This window comes from Pseudomonas sp. yb_9 (assembly GCF_043103635.1).
Classification (GTDB): domain Bacteria; phylum Pseudomonadota; class Gammaproteobacteria; order Pseudomonadales; family Pseudomonadaceae; genus Aquipseudomonas; species Aquipseudomonas monteilii.
In genome coordinates, this window is record NZ_JBICKA010000006.1 from 187888 (window position 1) to 212952 (window position 25065).

At 51.5% G+C, this 25065-nt stretch carries 23 protein-coding genes and 2 pseudogenes; 8 read left to right on the plus strand and 17 right to left on the minus strand.

The genetic code is table 11. The features are described 5' to 3' along the window. Positions 1–5: 5 nt before the first annotated feature. Both ACF8MI_RS01160 and metC read right to left on the minus strand, forming a co-directional pair. Entirely contained in the window at positions 6–1511 is a 1506-nt protein-coding gene (locus ACF8MI_RS01160) for an amino acid permease (RefSeq protein WP_014860746.1), read from the minus strand. A 47-nt stretch (positions 1512–1558) separates the two neighbouring features. Further along, positions 1559–2767, minus strand: a complete 1209-nt coding sequence (gene metC, locus ACF8MI_RS01165) for a cystathionine beta-lyase (RefSeq protein ID WP_392517320.1) — start codon at positions 2765–2767, stop codon at positions 1559–1561. Between the two features lie 152 nt (positions 2768–2919). On the opposite strand from metC, the gene ACF8MI_RS01170 reads away from it, so the two are divergent. Further along, positions 2920–3378 (plus strand): Lrp/AsnC family transcriptional regulator, encoded by a 459-nt coding sequence (locus tag ACF8MI_RS01170; RefSeq protein WP_099429028.1) that lies wholly within the window; start codon positions 2920–2922, stop codon positions 3376–3378. 92 nt (positions 3379–3470) lie between these two features. Here ACF8MI_RS01170 and ACF8MI_RS01175 read toward each other — a convergent pair whose 3' ends face one another. The 9 genes and pseudogenes from ACF8MI_RS01175 to ACF8MI_RS01215 form a co-directional block, all read right to left on the minus strand. Next, a complete protein-coding gene (locus tag ACF8MI_RS01175; protein WP_264309585.1) occupies positions 3471–4364 on the minus strand; it encodes a DMT family transporter in 894 nt (297 codons plus the stop codon). Positions 4365–4441: 77 nt separating this feature from the next. Next, complete coding sequence (locus ACF8MI_RS01180) at positions 4442–4777, minus strand: thioredoxin family protein (protein WP_392517321.1); 336 nt, start codon at positions 4775–4777, stop codon at positions 4442–4444. Between the two features lie 82 nt (positions 4778–4859). Next, complete coding sequence (locus ACF8MI_RS01185) at positions 4860–5408, minus strand: OsmC family protein (protein ID WP_392517322.1); 549 nt, start codon at positions 5406–5408, stop codon at positions 4860–4862. A gap of 51 nt (positions 5409–5459) precedes the next feature. Next, positions 5460–6155 carry a DsbA family oxidoreductase gene (locus tag ACF8MI_RS01190; protein ID WP_392517323.1) on the minus strand — a complete coding sequence of 232 codons (696 nt, stop codon included), beginning with the start codon at positions 6153–6155 and terminating at the stop codon, positions 5460–5462. A gap of 94 nt (positions 6156–6249) precedes the next feature. Next, positions 6250–6582 (minus strand): carboxymuconolactone decarboxylase family protein, encoded by a 333-nt coding sequence (locus ACF8MI_RS01195; RefSeq protein WP_014860742.1) that lies wholly within the window; start codon positions 6580–6582, stop codon positions 6250–6252. A gap of 683 nt (positions 6583–7265) precedes the next feature. Beyond that, on the minus strand, positions 7266–8018 hold the full coding sequence (locus ACF8MI_RS01200) for a S9 family peptidase (RefSeq protein WP_121161193.1): 753 nt from the start codon (positions 8016–8018) through the stop codon (positions 7266–7268). 533 nt (positions 8019–8551) lie between these two features. Further along, positions 8552–9058 (minus strand): annotated as a pseudogene (locus ACF8MI_RS01205) (methyl-accepting chemotaxis protein); the annotation flags it as partial. Between the two features lie 351 nt (positions 9059–9409). Then, a pseudogene (locus ACF8MI_RS01210) lies at positions 9410–10177 on the minus strand (MCP four helix bundle domain-containing protein); the annotation flags it as partial. Between the two features lie 75 nt (positions 10178–10252). Further along, on the minus strand, positions 10253–10966 hold the full coding sequence (locus ACF8MI_RS01215) for a substrate-binding periplasmic protein (RefSeq protein WP_392517324.1): 714 nt from the start codon (positions 10964–10966) through the stop codon (positions 10253–10255). Positions 10967–11160: 194 nt separating this feature from the next. On the opposite strand from ACF8MI_RS01215, the gene ACF8MI_RS01220 reads away from it, so the two are divergent. Next, a complete protein-coding gene (locus ACF8MI_RS01220) occupies positions 11161–12126 on the plus strand; it encodes a GlxA family transcriptional regulator (RefSeq protein WP_256819390.1) in 966 nt (321 codons plus the stop codon). Positions 12127–12155: 29 nt separating this feature from the next. Beyond that, positions 12156–12401 carry a LysR substrate-binding domain-containing protein gene (locus tag ACF8MI_RS01225; RefSeq protein ID WP_245150098.1) on the plus strand — a complete coding sequence of 82 codons (246 nt, stop codon included), beginning with the start codon at positions 12156–12158 and terminating at the stop codon, positions 12399–12401. Between the two features lie 79 nt (positions 12402–12480). On the opposite strand, the gene ACF8MI_RS01230 is transcribed toward ACF8MI_RS01225, so the two are convergent. Further along, on the minus strand, positions 12481–14058 hold the full coding sequence (locus ACF8MI_RS01230) for a hypothetical protein (protein ID WP_392517325.1): 1578 nt from the start codon (positions 14056–14058) through the stop codon (positions 12481–12483). A 283-nt stretch (positions 14059–14341) separates the two neighbouring features. Further along, complete coding sequence (locus ACF8MI_RS01235; protein ID WP_121162297.1) at positions 14342–14884, minus strand: thioesterase family protein; 543 nt, start codon at positions 14882–14884, stop codon at positions 14342–14344. A 107-nt stretch (positions 14885–14991) separates the two neighbouring features. On the opposite strand from ACF8MI_RS01235, the gene ACF8MI_RS01240 reads away from it, so the two are divergent. Both ACF8MI_RS01240 and ACF8MI_RS01245 read left to right on the plus strand, forming a co-directional pair. After that, positions 14992–15978 (plus strand): GlxA family transcriptional regulator, encoded by a 987-nt coding sequence (locus tag ACF8MI_RS01240; RefSeq protein WP_392517326.1) that lies wholly within the window; start codon positions 14992–14994, stop codon positions 15976–15978. Positions 15979–16541: 563 nt separating this feature from the next. After that, a complete protein-coding gene (locus tag ACF8MI_RS01245; RefSeq protein ID WP_392517327.1) occupies positions 16542–16910 on the plus strand; it encodes a histone-like nucleoid-structuring protein, MvaT/MvaU family in 369 nt (122 codons plus the stop codon). Positions 16911–16968: 58 nt separating this feature from the next. Here the strand turns inward: ACF8MI_RS01245 and ACF8MI_RS01250 are convergent, their stop codons facing one another. Both ACF8MI_RS01250 and ACF8MI_RS01255 read right to left on the minus strand, forming a co-directional pair. After that, on the minus strand, positions 16969–17937 hold the full coding sequence (locus ACF8MI_RS01250; RefSeq protein ID WP_392517328.1) for a toll/interleukin-1 receptor domain-containing protein: 969 nt from the start codon (positions 17935–17937) through the stop codon (positions 16969–16971). 490 nt (positions 17938–18427) lie between these two features. Further along, positions 18428–19195, minus strand: coding sequence for a GntR family transcriptional regulator (locus tag ACF8MI_RS01255; RefSeq protein WP_392517347.1), 768 nt, complete (start codon positions 19193–19195; stop codon positions 18428–18430). Between the two features lie 189 nt (positions 19196–19384). Between ACF8MI_RS01255 and ACF8MI_RS01260 the strand changes: the two genes are divergently transcribed. Continuing rightward, a complete protein-coding gene (locus ACF8MI_RS01260; protein ID WP_392517329.1) occupies positions 19385–21007 on the plus strand; it encodes an FAD-binding protein in 1623 nt (540 codons plus the stop codon). 71 nt (positions 21008–21078) lie between these two features. Here ACF8MI_RS01260 and ACF8MI_RS01265 read toward each other — a convergent pair whose 3' ends face one another. Beyond that, positions 21079–21315, minus strand: coding sequence for a hypothetical protein (locus ACF8MI_RS01265; protein WP_392517330.1), 237 nt, complete (start codon positions 21313–21315; stop codon positions 21079–21081). A 763-nt stretch (positions 21316–22078) separates the two neighbouring features. Between ACF8MI_RS01265 and ACF8MI_RS01270 the strand changes: the two genes are divergently transcribed. Beyond that, the gene (locus tag ACF8MI_RS01270; protein ID WP_392517331.1) at positions 22079–23086 is read left to right on the plus strand and encodes a hypothetical protein; all 1008 of its coding nucleotides are present in this window, start codon (positions 22079–22081) and stop codon (positions 23084–23086) included. A gap of 40 nt (positions 23087–23126) precedes the next feature. Here ACF8MI_RS01270 and ACF8MI_RS01275 read toward each other — a convergent pair whose 3' ends face one another. Next, on the minus strand, positions 23127–24068 hold the full coding sequence (locus tag ACF8MI_RS01275) for a hypothetical protein (protein ID WP_392517332.1): 942 nt from the start codon (positions 24066–24068) through the stop codon (positions 23127–23129). 203 nt (positions 24069–24271) lie between these two features. Here ACF8MI_RS01275 and ACF8MI_RS01280 point away from each other — a divergent pair, with 203 nt between their 5' ends. Next, positions 24272–24970, plus strand: coding sequence for a hypothetical protein (locus ACF8MI_RS01280; protein WP_392517333.1), 699 nt, complete (start codon positions 24272–24274; stop codon positions 24968–24970). The last annotated feature ends 95 nt before the right edge of the window (positions 24971–25065 follow it).

The following is a 25065-nucleotide window of genomic DNA, read 5'->3' on the forward strand; positions in this document are numbered from 1 at the left end:
GTGAATTAGATCGAGCGAATGCCTCCTTTCAATGCGCCGTCCGCAGAAGTATTGAGTTTTGAGTGTTTTTTGGAATATAGGAAGTAAATTGCGGCTCCAACGAGCAGCCATGCGCCGAATGCAATCCATGTGTGCAGTTTTAGATACGACATCAGCGTAATGCAGGAAATAATTGCGAGTGCTGGTACGAGCGGTACGAGCGGGCACTTGAAGGCGCGTGGCAGATCGGGGCGCTTCTTCCTAAGCACGATTACAGCAAACGAAACTAGGCAGAATGCAGCTAGCGTGCCTATATTCATAAGTTCGGCAAGTACATTCAGTGGGACTACTGCTGCGATAAGACCAAAAATGATGCCGATCGCCCAAGTAGTGAAGAATGGTGTGCCATATTTAGGATGTACTTCGGAGAACTTAGAGGGTACCAGTCCATCGCGAGACATAGCGAAGATAATTCTGGATTGCCCATAGAGCATTACAAGCACGCCCGTTGTCATACCCAAAATAGCACCCAGGTCGACGAAGCCCGCTACCCAGTTCTCACCTGCATACTGGAGGGCGAGCGAGACGGGATGGTCGATGCCGAGGAACTCACGGAATGGAACGATACCTGTCATGATCATGGATACAACTACGTACAATATCGCGCATATTCCCAGTGAACCAATAATCCCGATAGGCAAATCACGCCCAGGTCTTTTGACTTCCTCAGCTGCAGAAGATACTGCGTCAAAACCAATGAACGCAAAGAAGACCAACGCTGCTGCGCTCATGATTCCATTGAACCCAAAAGGCGCGAAGGGCTGCCAGTTCTCGGGCTTTACGTGTCGGGCGCCGACGATAATGAACAAAAGCACTACTGCAATTTTGAGTGCCACCATAATGTTGTTGATTTTAATAGATTCACGTATTCCAATAGAAAGCAGCCAGGTGATTACCATCATGATGATAAACGCAGGCAGATTGAAGAATGTGCTAACGCCCGGTAGCGCCCCAGGTGCTGCAGTCAACGCAGTGGGTAACGATAATCCGAACCCGCTTAGCAGGGATTGAAAGTAACCAGACCAACCAACAGAGACTGCTGCGCTCGCCAGGCCGTATTCGAGCATAAGATCCCAGCCGATCATCCATGCAACGATCTCCCCAAGTGTGAAATAGCTGTACGTATAGACGGAGCCTGCTACTGGAATGCTTGATGCAAACTCTGAATAGCAGAGTGCTGCAAGCCCACATGCTAAAGCAGCGATGATAAATGAAATTGTTAATGCGGGCCCAGCTGTTAGAGCTCCTGTGCCCGTTAACACAAAAATACCTGTTCCTACAATGGCGCCCACACCGATAAAAATCAAATCGACTGGCCCGAGTACTTTTTTCAGAGATGCTTTGGAGTGCTGTAATTTGCTTATTTCTTCTAAGCTTTTTGTTCTAAAAATGCTCACATTTGCCTCCAGTTTTATTATTTGCGGCAGTGCGTGATGACGGGTGTAAGCTGCCGGTGTCCCTGGTCGTAACATGTGCCAAGGTTCGTTCTCATGCTCGTTTAACTAGTGATAGATCATTCTTAAGACTGATGGCGAATTAGGTCGAATCTATCAAAGCCAAGTTTTAGGTCGGCGATAAGATCTTCTGGGTTCTCCAAGCCGACATGAAGTCTAATGAGGTGACCTTCTTCCTCCCAAAGCGTTGTAGTGCGCAGTTTCCGTGGATCTACTGTCATTGCTAGGCTTTCAAAGCCACCCCATGAATAGCCGAGTCCGAAAAGATTCAGATCATCAAGAAGGGCTTTGACTGCTTCAATGGGGGCGGATTTGGTAACAAACGATAAGAGGCCGGTTGCTCCGGTAAAATCTCGGCGCCATAGCGAGTGATTTTTGTGGGATGGTAGACCAGGGTAAATGACGCGAGAAACTTGGTCTTGTTCTTCCAGCCACTTGGCCACACATAGGGCACTGCGTTGATGGCGCTCCAGACGGACGTCCAATGTCCGGAGTCCTCGTAGAGCCAGATTCGCGTCGTCTGGGCTTACATATGTGCCCGATTGGAAATGGTAGGCTTTTAGTTGAGGCCATGCGCGTGATGATGCTGCGATAGTGCCGATAAGAGCATCAGAGTGACCTACGATATACTTGGTGGCGGCCATAATCGAGAGATCAACGCCATGATCGATCGCTTTGAAATACAGCGGTGTCGCCCAGGTGTTATCGAGCAGAACCAGCGCGCCATGGGCGTGTGCGGCCTTGGCGATTGCTGGGATGTCTTGAATCTCGAAGGTATGTGAGCCAGGCGACTCAGTAAGCACTGCCTCAGTATTAAATTGGAAAAGCTCAGAAATGCCTGCTCCAATTTGAGGGTCGTAGTAGGTTGTCTGAATGCCCAGCCGTTTTCCTGCGGTATCCAAGAAATGGCGTGTCGGGGCGTAAACGCTGTCAGGTACCAGGATATGTTCGCCTGATCCCACCACGGACAGTATCGCGGTAACGCATGCGGACAGGCCGGAAGGGCACAGAACAGTCCCAGTAGCGCCTTCTAGCGCTGATATAGCTTCACAAAGGGCATCGGTCGATGGATTGTTCCACCGCCCGTACTGATAGCGCTGGTCGCCATTCTGCATACAGTCGACGTTTGGGAATACGACTGTCGAACCTCGGTAGATAGGAGGGTTGACGAACCCGTAGTGGTCTTCAGGGTGACTACCTGCGTGAGCAATGACCGTCGCGCTTGATGCAGTTAACTTATTGTTATTCAAGGCTTTTCTCTCTGATCGATACATGACTAGATAAGCTAATTATATTTGTTCTGCAGAGAAATTTTCTTTCGTATATTTCTTGCTAAGCGGATTATTGGTGAATATTATTAGGTGTTTCTAGTGCGGATTCTTGTCCCATTAACTCAGATTTTTCTGCCATTGCCCGAGACATGCCGATGATTGAGCTGGATAAGGTGGATCGCATGATCCTTGAGATCGTTCAGTTGAACGGTCGTCTCACCAACGCTGAGATCGCAGCTCGCGTCTCGCTTTCCGCCCCGGCAAGCTGGAAGCGATTGAAGCGACTTGAAGAGGAGGTGATCGAGGGGTATCACGCTTCGCTTAACCGAAAAGCTATTGGTTTGAATGTTTTTGCTTTCATCAGTATTACGTTGGATACACACTCAGAGGAGGCGATGGATAACTTTGAGAAGGGGATAAATTCCCTGCCGAGTGTGCTCTCTTGTCATAATATATCTGGGAAGTATGACTATTTACTGCAGGTGGTGGTTAAAGATATGGACGATTTCCATCAGCTGGCTATGTACAAGATACGCCGTTTGGGGAATATTAAGGAGATGTATACGGGCTTTTCTCTCAAAGAGATAAAAAGATGTCCGACGCTTCCTTTGTAAGTGCCAATGTGAAGCGCAGTGTGTAACTTGTTCCAGTAATTGATGCAGTGCGTGCAGCCCAAAATCCACTGAGTTGCACGTTTCGATGCTTTTCAGTCTCGCGGCTTTAGCGAAGGTGTTTGCTTAGCCGACAATACCAGGGCTATGCCACCTAGTACGGTCAGTGAGCTCAGGCCAAGGCGAGTGGTGAAGGTTTCCCCCAGCAGTAGAACTCCGGCAATGGAGGCAATCACTGGGACTGTTAGCTGCACAGTGGCTGCTCGGAAAGATGAGAGATGTCGAACCGCCGCGTACCAGATAGCGTATCCCGCGCCTGATGCGATGGTGCCTGATGCGATGGCATAAGTAATACCGACAGCGTCTGCATGGAAAGAGGACATGAAGGGCAGTGCGGTAAGCACGATTAGCGGAACAGACATCATGAAGTTGCCACCTGTAGCCGCTAACGGATCAGCTAAGGCTTTTCCTAGGATTGAGTAGACTCCCCATGCCACCCCTGACGCGAGCATCATCACTGCGCTTGCCAGGGGCGGGGCGCTGGATCCCGGAAGAAGTAGTATGACAAGGCCTGCAATCGCCAGCAGTAAGCCTAGCAATGCCAAGGCGCCCATGCGCTCTCCATGGAGAAATCCGTACCCAAGCATGGTTAGCTGCACTGCGCCGAACAGAACAAGCGCGCCGGTACCGGTATCCAGTTTCAAATACGCGTAGGAAAAAGCGAAGGCATAGACATAGAGTGATACAGCGCCTCCCCAAGAGCCTGCGCTCTTTTTTGCTGGTCGCTGAAATTTGAGAATCATCCATAGGATCAGTGCACCACTCACCAAACGTATGACACTGAAGCTAATCGGATCGATGGCGCTGTGCCGCAATGCTACCCGACACAGAACTGAGTTCGCTGCAAACGCTATCATCGCGATGGCCGTCAGGAACACAACGCGATGTACTTGTTTGGTGGTCAAAGCTGGAGATAGAGGGGTATTCAAGAGAATTCTTCCACTGGGTAGGGTGAGATTTCCTAAATGAGCATCCGTTGAACGTGCCTCAGAACTTTCAGGACGATTCAATCTATGTACTTTAGTTCGATTTCCAGAGTTTTCTGCAGTTCGCTGTATGAGCTCGCACCCATGATCAGCTTAGAGAGAATCCCGTCTCTAAATACTGCGATTGACGGAACACCATTGATATTCATTGTTTTCGCGACCGTCGGAGACTGTGAGACATCAACGTGTCTAAATGTCGCGAGTTGAGAGTATGCATCAGCGAGTTTTTCGAAAACTGGCTTCATTCCGGTGCAAGGGCCGCACCAAGGGGAAGAAAAGCAAATAACATGAATTCTATTGGGTGCACTGAGTTCTCTATGGAGTCCATCAGTATCTAATTCGTAACTTCCATTCATGGATATATGTACCAGTTTTTTCAAAGTGCAGCGCAAGGTCGCCAGATGCTTCGACGACCCTTCAGCTGTGATGCTGCCAGATTTATATTATCTCCAGTTTTGGCGATACTTTAATCCCTCTCGCCATATTATGGAAGTTTGGTGAGGTTTTCATGACGTGGGCATGAAGCTCTTCGATTTGATCCTGTGAGGCGTCTGCGCAAATTTTTACATTGTAACGTACTTCGTTGACCCCAGGATTTAGATTTTCATCAAGTCCCAAGAAACCACCCAGGTCGAGATCAGTGTCCGTTTCAATCTCAAGACTTTTAATCTTGATGCCCCTCGCCGCAGCGCCTGTTACGTAGCCTACCGACATACATGCATTCAAGGCAGCAAGTAACAACTCCATTGGGCCAGGCGCTGTATTTTCACCTAATAGTTCAACAGGTTCGTCCGAGACGATCTGGAAGTCTCGCTCCATTTGCCGACCGGAGAGACTGCATTGAGTAACATTCGTAACGCTTTTGGTTCGGCCCATCCATTTAGTCTGGACATTGAAGCGGGCTTCAGCGTTTGTGTGATCCGCTGCTAGGTCGCGAGCGAAGTTTTCTAGATTAGTAACGTTGATACCATTCACAATGTTGCTCATACTGACGGCCTACAGAAATTAATATTTATCGTTAGCGTGCGGACATGTTGATCAGCTGTCGCATCCGTTAAGGCCGCAGGTTTGCCCTTGGAAGGACTCACCTTCGGTGGCACTTGAATACATTCGCTGTAGCGCCAGTTTGAACGCGTCAACGGTTTGAGCTCCCGAGATGTAGAAACCGTTGTTGAAGACAAACAGAGGAACGCCGTTCGCGACCTCGCGAGCCTCTTTCTCATCCTTAGCGATTAGATTGGGCAGCGTCTGATCATTCCAGGCGTGCTGTACGAAGCTTGCTGAGATACCTACTTCTGCCGCAATTTCCGACAACGAGTTCTCTTCGAAGATGGAGCGTCCATCTGTGGTGCAGGCCTTATAAAGGCGTTCGCTGAGAGCCTTCTTGGTATCGTTATCGTCGACCGCTTTGACAAGAGCGTGTGCCTTAGTAGTGTCTCCAAATAGCATCGTGTCAAAGTTGTAAACAAGGCCGACTTCCCTGGCATTAGAAGTGACAGCTTGGATCATCCCGTTTGCAGATTGTTCATTGCCAAACTTTTGCACAAGCACTTGCTTTATCGGTGCGGCTTTTTGGCCAGCAGCGAGCCGAAAGGCCTTGTAGTTAACTTGAACCAAGTCTTTGTGTTCAAAATCGGCAAGAGCACTTTCGAACCGGCTCTTCGCAATCCAGCACCAAGGGCAGACGAAGTCCGACCAAACGTCAATCGTGATTAATTTGGATTCTGCGCTCATTTGTATCACCTTAAGATGCTCAGCACTCTCGCTATGAGTGTGCGGGACGAACTCGAAAAAATGGGCTGCTCGTTACGGGAGCAGCCTCCTCAGGTCATTCCTTGTCGAAGGCGTCCAGCACGTGAGTGCTATAAACCAAGGCTGCGCCTGCGTTCATGTTGATTGCGACTCCGAGAGCTTCTGAGACCTCCTCAACTGTGACACCAAGCTTCTTGGCTTCGGCGACGTGGAAAGCAATGCAGCCGTCGCAGCGAGTGGTTACGGCCACTGCAAGAGAAATCAGTTCGCGGGTCTTCGCATCGAGGTGGTTGGTTTTCGCGCCGGCCCCGCCAAGCGCCATCACGCCCTTGATGGTTTCCGGTGAAAGCGAGCCGAGCTGCATAACGCGAGCATTAATGTCTTGTCGTGCTTTTTTCCAGTCTTGCATGTGATCCTCGCAGCTACGCCAAGGCGTAGAAATGAAAATGTTGAGTGTGGATTCTTGCGTGCAGGCTTAGCCTACCATCCAGTAGGTAGAGGTCGCAATGCCCTTTTCAACCTGCATTCGTCCGGTCAGCAGGCAGGAGCAGCCCATGCGACGCTGAGCCTGAGGTCTGCAAGCGGCTCCACATCTCGATTTCAATGCATTTCAGGTGCGTAGCTGCTCCCCTGGGATCCAGCTATCTTTGCTCTCAGCGCTGTCGGTAGGTTAGGCGGCTCCTGTAACGGATGTGAGTGGATCCGGCATTTCAGGTAAGCGCTTAGGCTGTTGCGGTTGGTTTGATCGGTAGGTGAGTGGCCAGCGGTAGAGCACTAGGGCTTCAAGATTAGACTTGGGGCTGGGCTTATAATGAATGGACGCAATATTAGTAGCCGGTGCTCCAACTTCTCGTATCCCAGCTTACGCAAGAATTAGCTAGCTCCGATTAGAGCTAGCGCGAAAAACGTCACCAAAATTATCAAGAGTATTATTGATAGAGAGTTACTTCCGGTATTTGCTTTTTCTTGCCGCTTTGCCGACTCACTGTCGCAAAAAGTAGGACATACTCTTCTTTTTTCTCTCGCCTGCTTTAGGATTAAAATTGAGCAGTACCTCATATAGGTATTCCTTTATGTGATGATTCTATAAGGCTATAAGTATCTGGAACTCCAGGCGGTAATGCATGAGGCAACATACTCTGCGTCTCGGCTGTTTGTAAGTAAATGGTCGGCAGAGTCCAGCGATATGAAGCTCTTCGGGTGTTTAGCTGTCTGGTAAATCTTCTGTGCTTGTTCTATGGATACAACATTGTCGGTAGGTGAGTGAAAAACAAGCAGTGCGCGTCGGAGGTTCGCGATGCTTTTATCCTGCTGCTGACTTTCAATATCTTCGAGGAACTGATTTTTTATAGTGAACTCCCTTCCTCCAAGCGTAACTCTATATTCACCAATGTCTCTGATCGCTTCTACTTGACCCTTGAACTGCTTCATAACATGGGTCGCATCAGCAGGAGCTCCGATTGTCACAACACCTTTTCCCTCAGGGATGTGCTTAGCTGCTGCGATGACTGCAGCGCCCCCCAAGCTGTGGCCAATCAAAAGGGATGGAGCCTGATACGTGTTGCGTAAATAATCCGCCGCAGATACCAAGTCAGCAACGTTTGATGAAAAATTGGTATTGGAGAAGTCTCCGCCACTCCCGCCCAGACCCGTGAAATCAAAACGAAGTACAGCGATATTATTGTCGACCAGCGCCTTCGCAATACGCGCAGCTGCTTTAATATCTTTGCCACAGGTGAAGCAGTGTGCGAACAATGCGTAAGCACTGGGTGACTCAGGGGCTTCAAGCAGTCCTGAAAGGCTCGTACCCTCGGCGTTTAGGAACGTGATCTTCTGTTTGCTCATGATGATTTCCATGGGAAGCATTGACTGGCGTTAGGTTCTCACTGTGGCAGCATAGCAATGCAAGCTCAACACCGTGAGGCAGCAGAAGCCTACCACCTAGTAGGTATGCTGGCAATCTTGGCTGTTCTGCATCGTCTTTGGTGCTTAAGCCTTATGCCATGCAGATAGCGGATAGGACGGGAGTGAACGCAGCGCAGACTTGTCGCTTGAGGTGGGGCTGGCCGTGAGTACAGCGCCGGTGGTTGACCTTGTTCGACGGTCGGCAACGCGACTGTTACAGACCCAAGGAGCCCTCGTAGGCCGTAAATCAGGCCTCCATTACTACGCAGGCACCATTGATAGTGGTTACAGGCGCCAGAAGCATTTGCCATAAGCTTCGGTGTTGCAACTGCAGTCTGTGCAGGTGCGCTTGCGAGGTTTTCATGATGCGTAAGCAGGCTGAAGCCGCTGTGCAAGAGGTTAACAGTTAAATTCGATTTTTGAATATGAGTGTATCCTGGGTCTTTCGTGCTCCGGAAGACCCAGGAGAACCCTCATATCTTGAATTTCAAAACCATACTGTTGAGTTGAACGGCTAGTTTTGAAAGGTCTTGCGACGAAGCGCTTGTTTGATTCGAGCCAGCAGAGTTGAGTGTCGCCAAATCTCTTATGTTAACAATGTTTCTGTCCACCTCTCTGGCGACTTGTGCTTGCTGCTCCGAAGCGGTAGCGATGATTAAGTTTCTCTCGTTTATGCCCATGATAGATTCATAGATTTCACGCAATGCATCCCCGCCGGCCTTAGCTGCAATCAATGTCTCGTGTGTACGCTTCTCGCTTGTAGACATCGCGCTCACCACTCTAGAGGTGCCTGAGAGGATCGTGTTGATCATCTCACCAATTTCCTCAGTGGACTGCTGCGTCCGATGCGCAAGGGCCCGTACTTCATCTGCAACCACTGCAAAGCCTCGACCAGCCTCTCCTGCCCGAGCTGCCTCAATGGCAGCATTGAGCGCTAGAAGATTTGTCTGTTGTGCAATTGACCCAATTACTTCAAGAACCTTATTGATATCTTCAATATTGCTAGAGAGAAGCTCCACCTCTTGTGAGGTTGTTGTCACATCGCCGGCAAGCAGTTCGATGAGAGACAACGCCTGATCAATCTGCAAGCTCCCTGACTTGGTGGCACTTTCAGTTTCCTTAGACGCCTCGGCAGTACTATTTGCATTTCTCGCTACTTCCTCCACTGCGGCAGTCATTTCATTGACGGCAGTAGCAGCTTGATCGATTTCGACGTTTTGCTGATGAAGACCCTTATTTGCATCGTCTGTTACCGCTTGTAGCTCTTCTGATGCTGACGCCAGTTGATCTGAATAGCTCGCAATCTGAGAGATTGTGTTCTTCAGTTCGTGCTGCATTTGGCTAAGTGATGTTAGTAATGCACTTGTTTCGTCTTTCCCGCTGATTCTAATTGTTTGGCACAGATTGCCAGAAGCAATTTGATGTGCAATTGAAACTGCGTCGGATAATGGTTTGACAATGCTTTTAGTGAAATATGTTGCCAGTGCTACCATCGTCAATAGAATTGTAGTGATGGTTGCTAGAATTGCTATGATATTTTCGGTGTAGGCATCATCGCTGGCAGCAGCAGCTGCGCTGGCACCTTCGGAATTGAGCATTGAAACTTTTTTTAGTGCAGATATCATAGATTCCGCATATTCAATAAGTGGCCCGTTTATAAGCTTTTCTACCTCGACGCTATCATTTTTTATGATGTTTTTGACTATGTTATCTTGCAGGTCTTGATAGCGGAGGTAGTGCTTTTCGAAATCGTCGAATGCTTTTGTTTCTTCGTTGCTTCTTATGGTTGTTCTGTATCTAGTGAAGGCTTCTGGAATTGAAGCCTTGATTTCCGCAAGCTTTGACAAGGTCAATGCTTTATCTTCCTGGTTCTTGAGCAGGAATGCTCGCAGCGTCAACGCGCGCCCTCTACCGATATCTGTGCCAATTTCTGATAGCTCGAAGAGTCCGGGCATCCAGACTGTTTTTATCTCATCAGAGGCATCGTTCATATTTTTTGATTGGTATAATGAGATTCCGCCCATTAATACTACTAGTGCAGCAACTATAGAAAAAAGTAGTATGGATCTGGTTCCAATTTTTACGTTGTTAAGGTTCACGATTACTCCTGACGCTGCGATATCGGTCGTATAAAAAGATGGTGCCTGGTTTTAAAGTGTGTCTGATATGTGCAGTCACTGGTTTTTGGCTGGGTTGTTTTGGGTTGGATTGGCTGAGGGGGTGAGTGTGGATCTAAGTTCTGTGATTAGCTCAGGGTCGCAATCAATTGAGCAAGCTAAATATAATGTCGTGCTCGTTAGGATAGGGCTTGATTTCAGTGGATTCATCTCGTTTAACCGATTTCGCCAGATGTAGTTGCCCTCAGTTGTACTTGTGAACCATGCATCTATTCGCCCCAAGCGCAGCAGCTTTCCTGGGTTTTCACCGAGCTTGATGTGTACGAGTTGTTCTGGTGGAAAGCCATTTTCAACTAGAGTCTCTGCTTGAGCCGAGCCTTGACCTACTCCGATACGGCTATGCATTCTGCGCGCTTCAGAAAAACTTCGGGCGGGAGTGCCTAATGTGAACATCACATTTTTAGTCTCTAAGATCGGGGCTATCCAAGTGAATTTATCTTCGCGAAGGGCAGTGCGTGCAAGAGGTGCAATCAACTTGTTCCGCCCACTGGAGACCTCCTTCTGGGCTCTTGGCCAAGGAGTTTCTCGAAGTGTTATATTTTTTTTGGTTTGCTCAAGTGCTGTAATTATGGGGGTGATGGTTATACCTTGGCTGGTAATGTTTGACCATGCCAGTGGCGGCGAGTTAGGAATGTACAATTCAATAGATTCATCTGCCAGTGAAGAGAAACTGATTAACAGCGTCGGTAGCAACAGCAATATATGTAGCATTGAAGGCTCTTTATCTGAGGTGGGGTCAGTGGTGCAACGGCCTTTGACGCAATCTCAATTGCCACATATATTGGTGCCGAGGCTATTAGTCGCTTTACGGGCGCGCGCGTTGTTTCCACTAATTATAGCGATGTGCCATTACCACGAGAATGGTCATTAGTGCAATTAAACATGTGATAAGTGAAATTTGGCCCATGCATGTAACAATTCTTGTCATAGATCAATGTTCCGCCGCCAGTGCAGCAGTTGCCTGGGAGGTGTTTGCTTTAGCAAACCATTTTTCGGGGCGCGAACATCCAATTTTCGATGTATGCATGGCCTCGCTGAAGGGGCGTAACGTTGATGCCTATGGCGGGCAGCAGATAAAAGTCGAAAAATCTTTGGATGAGATTCAGTGCACCGACTTAGTGGTGATACCGGGGTTTTTGTTAACATTGAAGGATGTGATTCCCGAATTCAAAAAATATGGAAATTGGCTCAGGTCGCAGCATGCGCAAGGTGCTGAGATAGCTACAATGTGTACGGCGACTTTTGTACTTGCGGAAAATAGCATGCTTGATTTTATTAGGGTTACCACCCACTGGGCATTCGCTGGGCTTTTAAGTAGTCGGCATCCGAAGGTTATTGTTAATGCTGATCAAATCTTAAGTGAGGATAATCGTTACATTACTAGTGCGGGGTCAACCGCTACGCTTGACATGATGCTCTATATAATTAGAAAGTTTGCGGACTTTAAGTTGGCGCATACGTGTAGCCGTTATTTGCTAATTGACTCGGCTAGAACGGAACAGACCTGCTACGTGCTTTGGTCGATGCCGAAAGGGCACGGTGATTTGAAGATTTTGGAAGTTCAAACGTGGCTGGAAGGGAATTTAGGCACTCAGCTTGTTGTAAATGACGTGGCGGAAATGTTCGGGTTTGGCGTGAGGAATTTCAAGCGGCGATTTTCTGAGGCGACAGGTTATACACCTATAAACTACATTCAGACTCTTCGCCTGGAACGTGCGAAGATATTGCTGGAAACAACTAATCAGGCGTTCGATTCAATAACTAAACAGGTTGGATACTCTGATAGCAATTCCTTTAGGCAGTTATTCTCCAAGCGCGTAGGAATTCCTCCCGCTGCTTATCGGAAGAAATTCAAGGGGGTACTGGCGTAAATGATGGCGCACTCGCGCGCGCATGGGCATTGGCCGGGCATGGTATCGCGCGTAAGACCATCTGGGATGCGGCTGTCGATATCAGTGCTGGTCGATTGAAAGTCCTAATGCCTGACTTTTGGGTTCCAGAGGCCAGTGTCTACGCGGTACTACACGGCAACCGTTACCGGACTGCCCGCGTGCGTGTATTGCTGGATTTCCTTATCGAGCATTTCGATCGCGCAACTGATGAGCTGTTGTTTGAGCTTAAAGTGCCCAATGCTAGTGGGTCTTAGGCCACGCCTCACGTGTTCGTGTAGTTTTAAGCGGGCGCAATCGCCATTAGATGGTACACAAGAGGAGGATGCCTTTGCATTACGCGGAGATCTTAGACGGATCCGCCTGCAGTCCCCATCTACTGCGCTGGGATTGCAAAAGTTCATCAAGAAGCGAGACACCGAGTTTTTGTTGGGAGGTGCGGTCTCGTTTAAATGCTTCTTCCAGCAGATTCAGCACGTTGCGTGACTGGGTCACCGATTTAGGTGTGGTCAAGTCGCTCTTCAGATCCCCATTCATATACGAAAGGATCCGCTCTTTCTGACTCGCCTGTTGGGTTGCGCTGGCTTCGACCAGCCGGCCTTCATCGTAAGCCAAGCGGGTGGTGCTACTCGCCTGATCTTCAATGAGGTGATAGGTGTAGTTCTGCGACTTGCGGTCGTTGCTTAGCGCTAGTTCCGTCATCGGGTTGAGGCTGCGGTGGAACGATGCGTTGAGCTTGCTCGTCTGGGTCTGCTCAACCGAAAGGTCTCGCAAAGCACTGCCTTTGATAGTGGTGGTCTGCGAGGTTTGAAAGGTGAAGCTGTCGACCTCGTCCTGGCGCATGGGGTTGGGCCTGGTCGCGTTCTCGCTGATAGATGCTTTGAAGTCGGCCAGCCCACTGAGCAAGGCTCGATCCTTATCGTTCAGCGGGGATGGGCGCTGTACCGCAGCCTGACGGTTGTCGTCGATGCTGTTGAGTTGAGTGAACGCGACCTTGAGGAGGTTGATCAGGTTCTTGTCACCGCGTCCTCGATTTTGGGCAGCGTCGAATTGGGTCAGGTAGTTGTCGATAGCCGTCTTGCGCTGGGCCGAACTGCCCAACAATTCGGAGTCACGTGTATCCAGGTTTAGTTGCACCTGGCCCGACGGCCCCTTTAGGCTGAGGCTGCGCTCTTTGTCATCAAGCGTCAGTGCGAATGTCTGCTCGCCGCTCGGTGTTTCGAGCTTCGCGCTCATCTCTAGGGACGTAAAAATCTTGGGATCGAGTTTTACCAGCGCGCCGAGCTTCAGCTGGGGTGGCGTCTCATGCAGGCCGTCGATAGCAGACTGGAAAGAGTCAGCCAGGTTACCTAACCCCTTGAGTTCTTCGACACTTAGCGTGCCGCCTTCCACCTCGGCACTCACTGCCAAGCCATTGGTGCCACTGGCCAGCAACAGGCGTATGGTCGCGCCAGAAGAGGTCGTGAGACTGAAGGAAACGCCATTGTCGGGAGTCTCGCGCAGCTGTTGCTGTTGAAGTGCCAGCTCAGCAGGAGCGAGTAGGGAGCGGTCATTGAAAGCAAACACTGACTGAGACACATTTTTGCCGCCATTCTGAGCGAGCTGCTCAATCAAGGCTGCGCCAATTCCCTTGAAGCGCCCTGAGGTTCTCGACGCCTCGAAGGCAGTCTGAAGCGTGCTGGTCAGCTTATCCTGGCTTTCGACTTCCCAGGCATAGCGAACTTGTCCTGATAGAAGGCCCAGCCGCGAGTAGGTTTCTGAATCGTTGACCGTGGTGTTCTCACCAAGGGTTACGCTAGTGCTCGGTATTGTGGGGACGCCGGCGATCGGGGTCGCGTTGCTGGCAAGGGCAGAGGTTGATTGCGTGGGCGTCAAGGGCTGTGCCTGGTGCGGTAACGCTGATAGCGAATTCATGGGCGTCCTGCCGAGATAGGGTATAGAGGTTTTATCGGCAGGCAACTGATCAACGTTAGCGGATGGTCAGTGCTGCAGGCACAGCATACGTTCATCGTTCGCGGAACCGAGCGAACTGGCGCAGCTGAACGTGACACACACAGCAGCGTATTCCTTCGCATGTAATCTGGTACGCCGGTTTGGGGCGATCCAACTGGATGGGGAAACGATCCAGTTGAGGAAAGCATGGCATCGTTGCGCGCTCACATTCGGATTGCTCAGTTGCTGCTAGCGGTGAGCGCGATCACAGCGTCTCCATTTGGCGAAGCTGAATGCTCAGCCCATCACAGCTTTTCGACCATTCAGTTAGCCATTGAGGCAGAGGCGGTGATTTTTCGTCCATCCCCAATTCACGCGCCAGTTCTGCCGGAGGGACTGTGCCGCTACGACTTCTGAAGAGCCCGCGCATAACAACCATAGCGATTACTCTCCCATCCTTCACGAAGCAGTGCTCCACAAAGCTCCACTTTTCATCCCAACCAAGCATTCGAGTGCGAACTTCAAAGCGCTCAAATAGCTTAAGTTCGCGCCGGAACTTACCGCAGACGTCTCCAACGACCGGGATAGCGCGGTGGCGGAGCGCAGCGCGAAAAGCACCACTGCGCAACACATAATCCATACGGCCTACGTCAGCCAGAGTGAAATATCGGCCATTAGTGACATGCCGATTGAAATCAAGATCCAAAGGCCAAACGCGCATCCGGACGGTTGTAGTGCTAAGCCCTGGAACAGGGCGGCGCCAAGGAAGCCGCAAGAGCATCAAAAAAAGTCGGAACCAGAGATTCATATTCAAGGCCATCCAAGGCTGGAAACGGCCTACTTTAGGCTTTACAAGTGTCGTAAAGTAGATGCAGAAATGACCTAAACCATGCCGATCCAGCATTGAGGTTCTTGATGCACGTAACAGTTTTGTTAGCAGATCTCAGCTCACACGCTTCCGCCGCGCTGGCACTTGAGATGTTAGATGCTGCGAACCGTCTGGCTGTACCTGCTGAGCCTTTTTCGGTTCACGTTGCGTCGCTCGAAGGGCAGCCCGTGCGCAATGCGCTTGGTCGTTCCATGGCCGTGGACGGTGCGTTGAGTGGTATAGAGCGGACTGACCTCGTGATCATCCCAGGCTTTCTTTTCACCCTGCGGGATGCCTTACCAACCTTCGGCAACTATCGGAGCTGGCTGCGCCGTCAGCATGAGCAAGGTGCGGTGATTGCATCGATGTGTACTGCTACCTTCATGCTCGCTCACGCAGGTTTGCTCGACGGCGTTGAGGCCACCACCCATTGGGCATTTGCAGACTTGTTCCGTCGAAAATTCCCGAAGGTTCGTTTAGAGGAGCAACGCATCCTCTGCGAGCGAGGCCGCATCATAAGCTCAGCTGGAGCCAGCTCGGTTGTGGACATGATGTTGCATATAATTCGTAGGTTCGCTTCACGCGAGCTAGCTCAGCAATGTAGCAGTTTTCTTTTGCTAGACGGGGTGCGTACGAGTCAATCTGTGTACGTCACTTGGTCAATGCCCCGGGGCCATGCGGATAGCGCCATATTCAAAGTACAGGATTGGATGGAAGAACACTTTGAAAAACCATGTAAAATCGACGACATAGCTACGCGCTTCGGTTTTGGTGAGCGAAATTTCAAGCGTCGTTTTAAAGAGGCCACCGGCTACTCCCCGCTTGAATATCTGCAAACGCTTCGTCTGGAGAAGGCAAAGCAATTGCTCGAAACGACCCGGCTATGCTTCGATTCCATCACAGACAGGGTGGGTTATGAAGACAGTAATTCGTTCAGGCGGTTGTTCTGTCAGCGCGTTGGAATCTCACCCAGCGTTTTTCGGAAGCGGTTTCTAAAATTCGCCCCACCAGGTCAAGCGGCTAGTCCGATCTGATCAAGGTTTTATGCATTGCGTGATGATGCATACCACCAATTTTCCCGTTATCGACCTCTCTGCATATGATTACGAAGCTGAGCTCAGCTGCTCGTGACTACCCTGAGGGTTTCCCTAGGCTTCTCAGCGTTTCCGTGAATCTCCCCTTGAACGTAATGGATGTCGGGATTAGCGTGCGCCTGCGTGATCACTGGATCGCCCTGTCTCATGGCTATTGCTGGTCAATCAACCCGCCCCCATTAGCCCGTTGAAGTCCAACCCCAGCCCGTATTGATGGCCAGTCCCGAGATCCACGGCCCCAGAGCATTGGCAAAGTTCAGTGCCGCATGGCTGGACGCGGCGACTAGGGACGCTCATCAGGTTAGACGTTCAGGGCATGGCTCAGGTTGGTGCATGAAAAATGGGCGCATATTTAGTTTTGTGATGGTCGACTTCATCTGCGTGGCTATGGCGTGACGCCTTAATTTACGAACTAACTCAGCAATACAGGCTCATATTCATTAGGCTTTGAGCCTCCAATTGCGTTAGGCTAGCGTCACTTTATAAATTACAGAGGGTTACTTATGTCTCGTTTGGCAGAATTCCGTAAGCTGGAGCAAACCTTGGCCGCACAGCTCGCAGAGCTCGAAGCGATGAAAGGAAGCTCCGAACTGCAGAAAGAAATTGAATTTGAGACCAAACTGCGGGACTTGCTGAATAAATATGGTTTCAGCCTCCGCGACATCATCAATATTCTGGATCCGCAAGCCAGTCGTCGTTCGGCAGCTCCCGTGGCTGCTGACAAGGCGCCGCGTCGTGAGCGTCAGGTCAAGCAGTACAAAAACCCGCACAACGGCGAAATTATCGAAACCAAAGGCGGCAATCATAAGCTGCTGAAGGAATGGAAGGCGGAATATGGCGCCGACGAAGTTGAGAGCTGGCTGAGCAAGTAATCTGGCTTTACCGGGTAAGGCCTCCGATTAGGAGGCCTCGTCCTAGCAGACGTGTAGCTTACCTGCCTCGTTGTAGAGGGGCGATTACAATCCCCCACAGGATTTCTGCAGCGCCTTCCTGAGACAGCTTCTGGTCTTGGCGCGCGTGAAATGACATTCCCAGGCTTTGCAGATAAAGCGCTTGGTCGTCTGCGTGTACCGAGAGTGCCTCATTGTAGGAATTACTGCCAAGCAATTCCCCTTGGCTGTAATAGATCCCTGCACCCAATTGGCCGCCAGTGAAAACGGTTGCTCTTGCAACGTCCCGGCCATCTCTGTAAATGGCTGCAGAAAAGCGATTTGCATCGATCCGTCGAAAAACGCCTTCATACCCAGGATTGCGCACTTGAAGCTCCACGAGTGAGTTCTCGAAGTAGCGGGCGATGTATTCGAAGGTGTCTAGCAAGAATCGGTCTTTATCCAGCTGCGTAAAGCTTTTGGCCATCCGCAGGTTGCTAGACCTTGGGCCTGGAGCGGTAGGGTGGGGTGGTGGTAAAGAGGGCGAGTAATCATTGCGTTCGGTCGGTGCCACTTCGCTTGGCTGCGTGCGACGGCACCGCTCTGCTGCACTGCGTACCACCTTGGCCACCTGCAGGAATGCCTCGTCACGATCCGGCCAGAGTGTCACCGGTTTTCCGTCTTGCGGGGTGCCAAGCAGCTTGCCAAATGGTGCGTGGTGCCAATCGCAGGCTCGGAGAATCACGGGAATGACGATCGCTTCTTTTGCCGCGTGACGCTCCATAGCCCGGTTCATTTCGATGTTGTAGCAATAGTCTGAAGCGATAAAGTCAGGGCTGACCAAGAGCAGGATGATTTCATCATGGTTGATGTGGTCATCGATGGCAGCATCGATCTCTTCGCCCCCGCCGATCCTGCGGTCGTGCCACGTTTCAATGACGCCTTGGCGTTTGAGCATCGCCAGCTGCTTTTCAAGCTGATCGCGCAGCGCTTCATCAGCATGGCAATAGGAGAAAAACACGTTCGGCAAGATGATTACTCCAACCAATGATATTCAGCTGATCTTACGACCAGGTCAGCGATGAAGTACAGGCTGAGGTATCTCTCCAGCTGCGATTACCGAGGCCAGCGATTGACCTTGCGGGGGCTTTTGGGAAACCACTTTTGAACTCACCGTTACAGTGCCTCTATGCCGAATAGGTCGGGACAGCTGTGAGAGGGCTGATCTAGCTCAGCTGTATCGGGAGACTGCCCGAAGAACTCTAAGCACTTCATCAGTCCAGGCGGGGCACCACACAAACCACACGTGTGAATCCGGCGTAGCAAAGCACTGTAATAATGCCCCCTGAGCTCATTACCTCCAGGTCGTGTTACCACCAGGACACCAGAAAACCAATCCTCGCTCCCAGGGCGGCGCGTAACACCATCAGCAGGCTCCTGCCGATGCTGATCAAAAAATCTGTGAAGTTCACAGTGCCAACGCCAGCCTGGTGAATGCTGTTGATGGTCTTAGGCCCTTCTTAATGCCGGGAGCGTTCGACCCGCATGTGGTAGTCAAGATGCTCGCCGTGAAGGAAGAGTTGTTCGTACAACAGCGGAGCCCCGTCTGTGCTGACTACCGTGCGGTGGATTCGCATCAGCGGCTCGTGAACAGGGAGTTGCAACAACTCGGCAATCTCAGTAGTGGCGCCGACCGCCTTCAGTTCCATGTCCGCATGGCTGATCAACACCCCATAGTCCTGTTCCAGGATGACCAGAATGTCCCGTGACTTGAGTTCTGCGCTCAGCAGGTGTTCTCCGATCTCCTGGGAGCAGATTGTTACCTCGTAGGATACGGGTATCATCGTGATCAGCCTCACCTGAGCGAGCTCAGCTACAACAGTGCCTTCAGGCACCTTCAACTGCAGAGCCAGGTGTGCGTCGGCGCTAACAAGTCTGAAGCTTTGTAGTCGATTGGTGACTGAGTGCCCTTGAGCACTCAGGGCCTCCGACAAGCCTTCCAGGGTGGATACATCCCGAAAGGGGCGTCGGTCTGAGACAAAAGTCCCTCGTCCATGTGCCTTGTAAATGATCCCCTCACGAAGCATCTCGTTCAGTGCCTGACGCACAGTGGAACGGCTGACCTGATAGCGAGCGCACAGCTCATGTTCAGACGGTAGCCGCGAGCCTGGCGCGTACTCACCTCTCTCGATCGCCCCTTGCAAATCGGCCTGAATCTGCCCGTAGAGAGGGGAAAGGTTGGGGTCGGCAATTGGGGATGAAATGAGAACTCTCCTCGGATACCCGATACGACATTAAAAGGATATTCCTCGATGGCATAAACATCGAAGAAATACGTATTTATTGGTATCAAAAACGCCCTTTATCGTAGCGATAAACCACCAGCTTGTACGAACAAGTTGGCAGCTTGTACCTACCAGAGGTTGGTGCTTCCGTGACATACACATTCATTCTACCGATTTGCAGTGGTGTCGAGCATGGCTAAGCAGCAAGCACATGAACTCATCCAAGCCCAAGTCCTTGTGCTCGGAGGAGGGCCTGCTGGGGTTTGGGCGGCACTGGAGGCGGCACGTGCCGGCACCAGTGTTGCATTGGCAGATAAGGGCTATTGCGGCGTGTCGGGTGCTGCGGCGGCATCTAACAACAACATCTGGTACGTCCCAGATAGCACTCAATACCCCATCTACTTTGAGGAGGGCTATCTAGCAGGTGGTTCGCTCAGCGAGCAGAGCTGGGTTGAGGCAGTTTTGGAAACAGCAGTCAGACAGCTCCATTTCATGAGCGAACGTGGTTATCGGTTTCCGGTTACTGAGTCGGGAGCCCGGAATTACGGAACGCTTCGTGGGCCAGACTACATGCGCTTCATGCGTTCACAGCTGCGCAAAGCCAAAGTCCGCATTCTTGACCACAGCCCTGTCCAGCAGTTGTTGGTGGCAGACGGGCAGGTGACCGGGGCGCGCGGGGAGCGACTCAACGGTGAGCCGTGGCAGGTGTCAGCATCAGCCACCGTGATTGCCACAGGGGGGTGCGCTTTTCTGAGTGGCGTATTGGGCACCAATGTTTGTACGGGGGATGGTCACCTGGCTGCTGGAGAGGCTGGTGTCACGTTCTCTGGGATGGAGTTCAGCAACCAGTACGGTATGGCTGCTTCTTTCTCCACGTTCACCAAAGGCTTGCCGTTTCACTGGGCCAGCTATTACGACGAAGAGGGGTATGAGATTGATCTCGGGGCAGAAGAGCCATTTGTTGCAATAGCGAGAGCCAGTCGTCGTGGACGCGTTTTTGCTTGCTATGACAAAGCAAGTGCTGATGTTCAACGATGGCTACGTAGCGGCCAAGCCATTGCGTTTATGCCTTTCGACCGCATGGGAATTGATCCTTTCAGGGAACGCTTCGAGTTGTCTCTGCGGCTTGAAGGCACTGTTCGCGGCACTGGGGGAATTGAGCTGCGTGGTCGAGATTGTTCGACCAATCTCCCCGGTCTTTACGCCGCCGGTGACGCAGCGTCTCGTGAACCCATTGTGGGTGGCCGTAGTGGCGGAGGTTCGCCGAATGCTGCCTGGGCTATGGCTACAGGTAGCTGGGCTGGCCAAGCGGCGGCTCGCTTTGCCCTCGCGCAAGGTGAAGCGGTACCTGCTGGGGGAACTGCGTCAGAACTGATTGCCAATGGAGCTGACCTGGCGAATGCAATGCAGGTGATTCAGGAAGAGCTTTGGTCAGTTGAGAGGAATGTTTTTCGCTCAGAGGCCGGATTGAAACAAGCACTGCAGCGGCTAGACGAATCGTGGGGCTTTCAGAAAGCCAATCGCGTGCAGCGATCTGCACGCGAAGTACACGCGATGCTCTATGTCGGTCGGCTTGCGTATACCAGTGCGTTGAATCGTCGAGAGTCAACCGCGCTCCATCAGAGAGTGGATTATCCGCTAGGTACGCCTGATGCCCCTTACCGTCAGCGTGTGTGGGGTGTTGAGAAGCATTCACTGAATGGGTCATCACAGCACACGGCCAGCTTTTTCTTTCCGCCGTCATCGATGAAGAACGGAATGATCCCGCTCGTGAGGTATTCGGCTGGAAGCACATCGCCGGTCGCGACGCGCTGAGAGGGGTCGACATTTTTCCCGGTAGACGGGTACAGGAACTTTACATTTGTTGCCCCGAAGGTGGTTCGGACCTAGGAAATGGCTTCGTAGAGAAAGCTGGCTCGTCGGTTGTCGACCACGTAAATCGTGCCGTAGCTGAACGCGTCTATGCCTTTGCAGTTCGCGACTTCGGTGACCACGTCGTGGTCTTTGGAGTCCTTGTCATTGATCCAGAACAGCACCCCAGAGACCACCTCCGCGCTGACGCCCGTGTGCCCGGCGTTGAGTTGCCTTTTCTGGGGCCAGCGCTTGAAGCATTCGATGGCCATGGCCAAGTCTGTGAAGTGGCTTTTGAACGTATTCGTTGGAGAGCTGGGGTAGGCTTGGGTCGAGAATTTCGAGGAAATGCACAGGTGCTTTAGCACACCATCTTCCAAGGGAGAACGTCCCGTGTATACGTAGTCAATCCCATGGGAAGACCGCTCGGAGCTCGATACCTGATGAGCAGGAGGGCGAACGCAGCCCACGTCAATCCCTTTGATTGCTGCTTTCCATCCAATGAATTTGAGGAACGAGTACACGATGTCTTCCCCGTGCTCACCAATACTTTTAGACCACTCTCCCACTCGCGGGCTCCTCATGGATTTTTAAAAGGGCGCAGTTAGGCCGGCCTCTTGGCTAACCTATGGATTTGATTCGTGTCGAGAATACTTTAGCGAGAAAATTTTGATGGGCAAGCAATTTGTTTGATAATCGCTGCAGGCCCCGAAATTCGTGGTGTACGCTTTGTGGGTTGGAGTTTTTTACAAAACGTTAAAATTACACGTAATGTGTACCGATCCACTTTTAGTGGATGGATTAAACCATCCGCGTACAGGTTTTCTGTTTTTCTGCACCGTTTTCCAGAAAGCCTGTTTAGCCATCCACTCTTTGTGAGCTTTCACGCATTGTTATCCACTTTTAGTGGAGGGGCGCAGGTTTCCCGGCTGCACAGAGAGGGCTTCGGCTAAGGGAGGGTAATTGTTAACCACGCGCAGCCAGCCTATCCTGCGTGGCGTAATCACTGCCCAGAATCCCAGTAGGAGAAGTGGAATGTCGAAGGACGCGCAACATCCCCTTACCGAGCTGATCTCGATTGCAACCAAGGCCGGAATCGGCTTGCTTCCCGGTGGTGGGCTGCTCACCGCCAGCTATGAAGCAGTGCAACTCCTGACACGGCAAGCGGCTGCGCAGATGGAGCGTCGGTCAGAGCAGCGCTACCAGGAGTTCATCGAGAGCGTGTTTGCTGGAGAGATCACCCCTGAGGTGACTGAGCATCTCACTGCCGATGATTACACCGCCTTGCTGTCAGGGTGCATGGCCGACATGGAGAACGAAAAGGCCAAATATTATGGGCGGCTGGCTGCGTCTATCGGGGCGGGGCTGGTTCAAGGCAGCAGTAGGCGTTTCCTGATCATCACCCTGAGCCAGATTTCTGAGCATCAACTGCAGATGCTACGTAAGTCGTATGTTGCGACCCACTTTGGTCTGAAACCCACACAAGGTTACGGTCAAGCCGACCCGGTTAAGGTGCTTAACCTCAACAGCCCTGTCCAAAAACACGAATACAATGAGCTTGTTTCAAAGTCGATGTATTTCGATGGCAGATTGACTGAGCTGGCACAAATGTTGGTTCGCGCATGTTTTACCGCGCAAGAGCTGGAGCCTTCAGCCGTAGGGCATGTTGCATGGTTTCAGAAGTACATTGATATCATCTTTGATTCCAATGAGGTGGCTTTGGTCACATCGCTGATAAGTGCATTTTCGTGTGATGCTATTCGTTGTTCAAACCGATCAATCACCATCATCGATCGACCAGCTCTCGCGCACTTCGCTTCTCCTCGGGTCATGATCGTTGGCTCGGAGAGCCCCCCTGACTACCTGCCTGCGCTCAAAGCTCGCCTTAGGAATAATGACGTGTTGTTTGTATGCTTGCATGACCACGTTTCGCATATAAAAAGCCACTACCCCGAGAGCACTATCCTCACTGTCGTAGGGTGGAGCACTCCTCAGATAACTGATGAAGTGGTGAACCACATCAAGGCGGTTAACGGCCTGTAACAAAGGTGTCAGGTCAACCGCCTGTGGTGGAGGAAATGAATCAGAGCTTCCTCGAAGGTGGTGGTCGCATAGGAGAGCTGGAATCCTCGCCGGCTTTCAAAGCGCTCTTGCGCGACTGGGTGACCGGGAGCTTCGAGCTTTTGGATTTCTTGCCCGAGATCGTCATCGAAAGGTCAGTGCCGCTACCGATGCGCTTGTAGTATTTGATGTGCTTTTCCAGCGCACTCGCTTCTGCATTCCAGGCGCCTGGATACGCCAGTGCGTTCAGGGAAAAGTCGTGCTGCAGCAGGGTCTGTAGCATCTCGGGGTACCGCTTGTAGTGGAAGTCCCAAGCGGTGAGAAACTTTGTTCTGACATGAGGCGAAGGGTGGTTTCGCATCTGAAAGTGAATGTCTTGGAGAAAACGGACTTGCCATGGAAGAAACGGCGCGGGGCTGTCTTCTAGAAGGCCAAGAATCGCAGGGTATTGCCCATTGCAACGCTGGTTCAGGTATTCGAGATGCCGGTTCAGGTACACGAAGGAAAATTTGTCGTTGAACGACGCCAGGCGAAAAAAACGGTTGTAGCGGACGCATGTGGCGTCCATGAACAAGCCCAGCGACGGTATGTCTTTTTCCGCGTTGTACGCGTCAATCAATGCGCCCCCGAAGAAACACTCCACGTTATCAAGTCGGTAATGGAAAAAGTCACCGGCTACCAGGGCGGCTCTGAAATAGATGTCCTGCCCCGTCAGCATGTGGTGCAAGTGCTCTGCAAACTCGGTCAGGTACCATACGTAGTCCTCCCGGTCAGGGTCGCCTTCAGCCGGCTTGACGTTATAGACCAACACGGTGTCTGAGAAGACGATGGTCTTGAAGCTGTCGTTATGGTGGGAATTCAACTGGTTCAGGATCGCGTAGACACGAGCAACCTTTCGCGGGTCTTTTCGGGTCATCTCAGAGAACCCGAGAATGTCGATGTAGAGCAAAAAGCGGTCAGTCATCACAGATCCCTTGATTCGACAGAATGAGTAGCAGCTTGCAGAGATTTTCGCTGAAATTGAAACTCGGAATTGCGCTTCACCTCAAGGGTGTCAGATCGGCGTTGGTAGGTCGGGGCTACGCTGCCCATGGCTCTTCAAAACCTTGTCTGGGAATTCCCGTGTGTGAGCGCCCAGATATGTCGCCAAACCGCAGAGAGAGCAATATGGAGAAACTAGCAGGATTTTTCCTGGAGAAAATGTGGCCCACGGTGTGTGCATCAGCGTGCGACGCTCGAACGCTCATCCAGTCCAATGCAACATTTTTTGAAGACATGAAAGCGCGGAAAGGGATCTGCTCGCGCGCCTGGCTATTCGGCCTCTTCGTTGCGATCGGGTTGGGTGTGCTGGGGCTACCAGCCTCTCGATCAGCGGGTATTACACCAACCGTTGAGTTCGCTGTGGTGATGACCTTGGCCAACTGGTTGCTTGTGGCGTGTTACGGCGTGTGTTTCGCAGTGTCCGCTCGGATACTAGGGAGTAGACGTGAGGTGCTGGCGGGGGTGAATACTTTTTTTTACCTCTCCGGCTGGCTGGTGGTACTCAAGATGTTTGAGATGCCGGCACTCGGCGCAAGGTTCAAGGCTATGGCGCAGAGCTGTACTTCGATTAGCTACGATCAGGCGGTCACGACAGCGATCCTCCAAAGCCCAGTCGCAAGGGCCTCGGACGCCACGGTGTTGATCGGCTACACGCTCTTCGTCAGCTTGGCTGTCGTGATGATGCATAGACGCTTTCATGACTTCGGGAGGGCTCGCGCCTGGCTATCTACAGTGGTCGGGATGGCCCTGCTGAGCGCGATGATCTCGTATGTTCAGGAACCCATCATCTCTCAGCTGATTTGCAGCTACGCCAGTCAGCCCTGAGTGCGGCAACCTTTACGACCTCGGTCGGTAGAGCTGAAGCATGATTTAGCTCAAGCAGTGACTGAGGTTTGTTGATCGCGCGCAGGAAAAAGGCC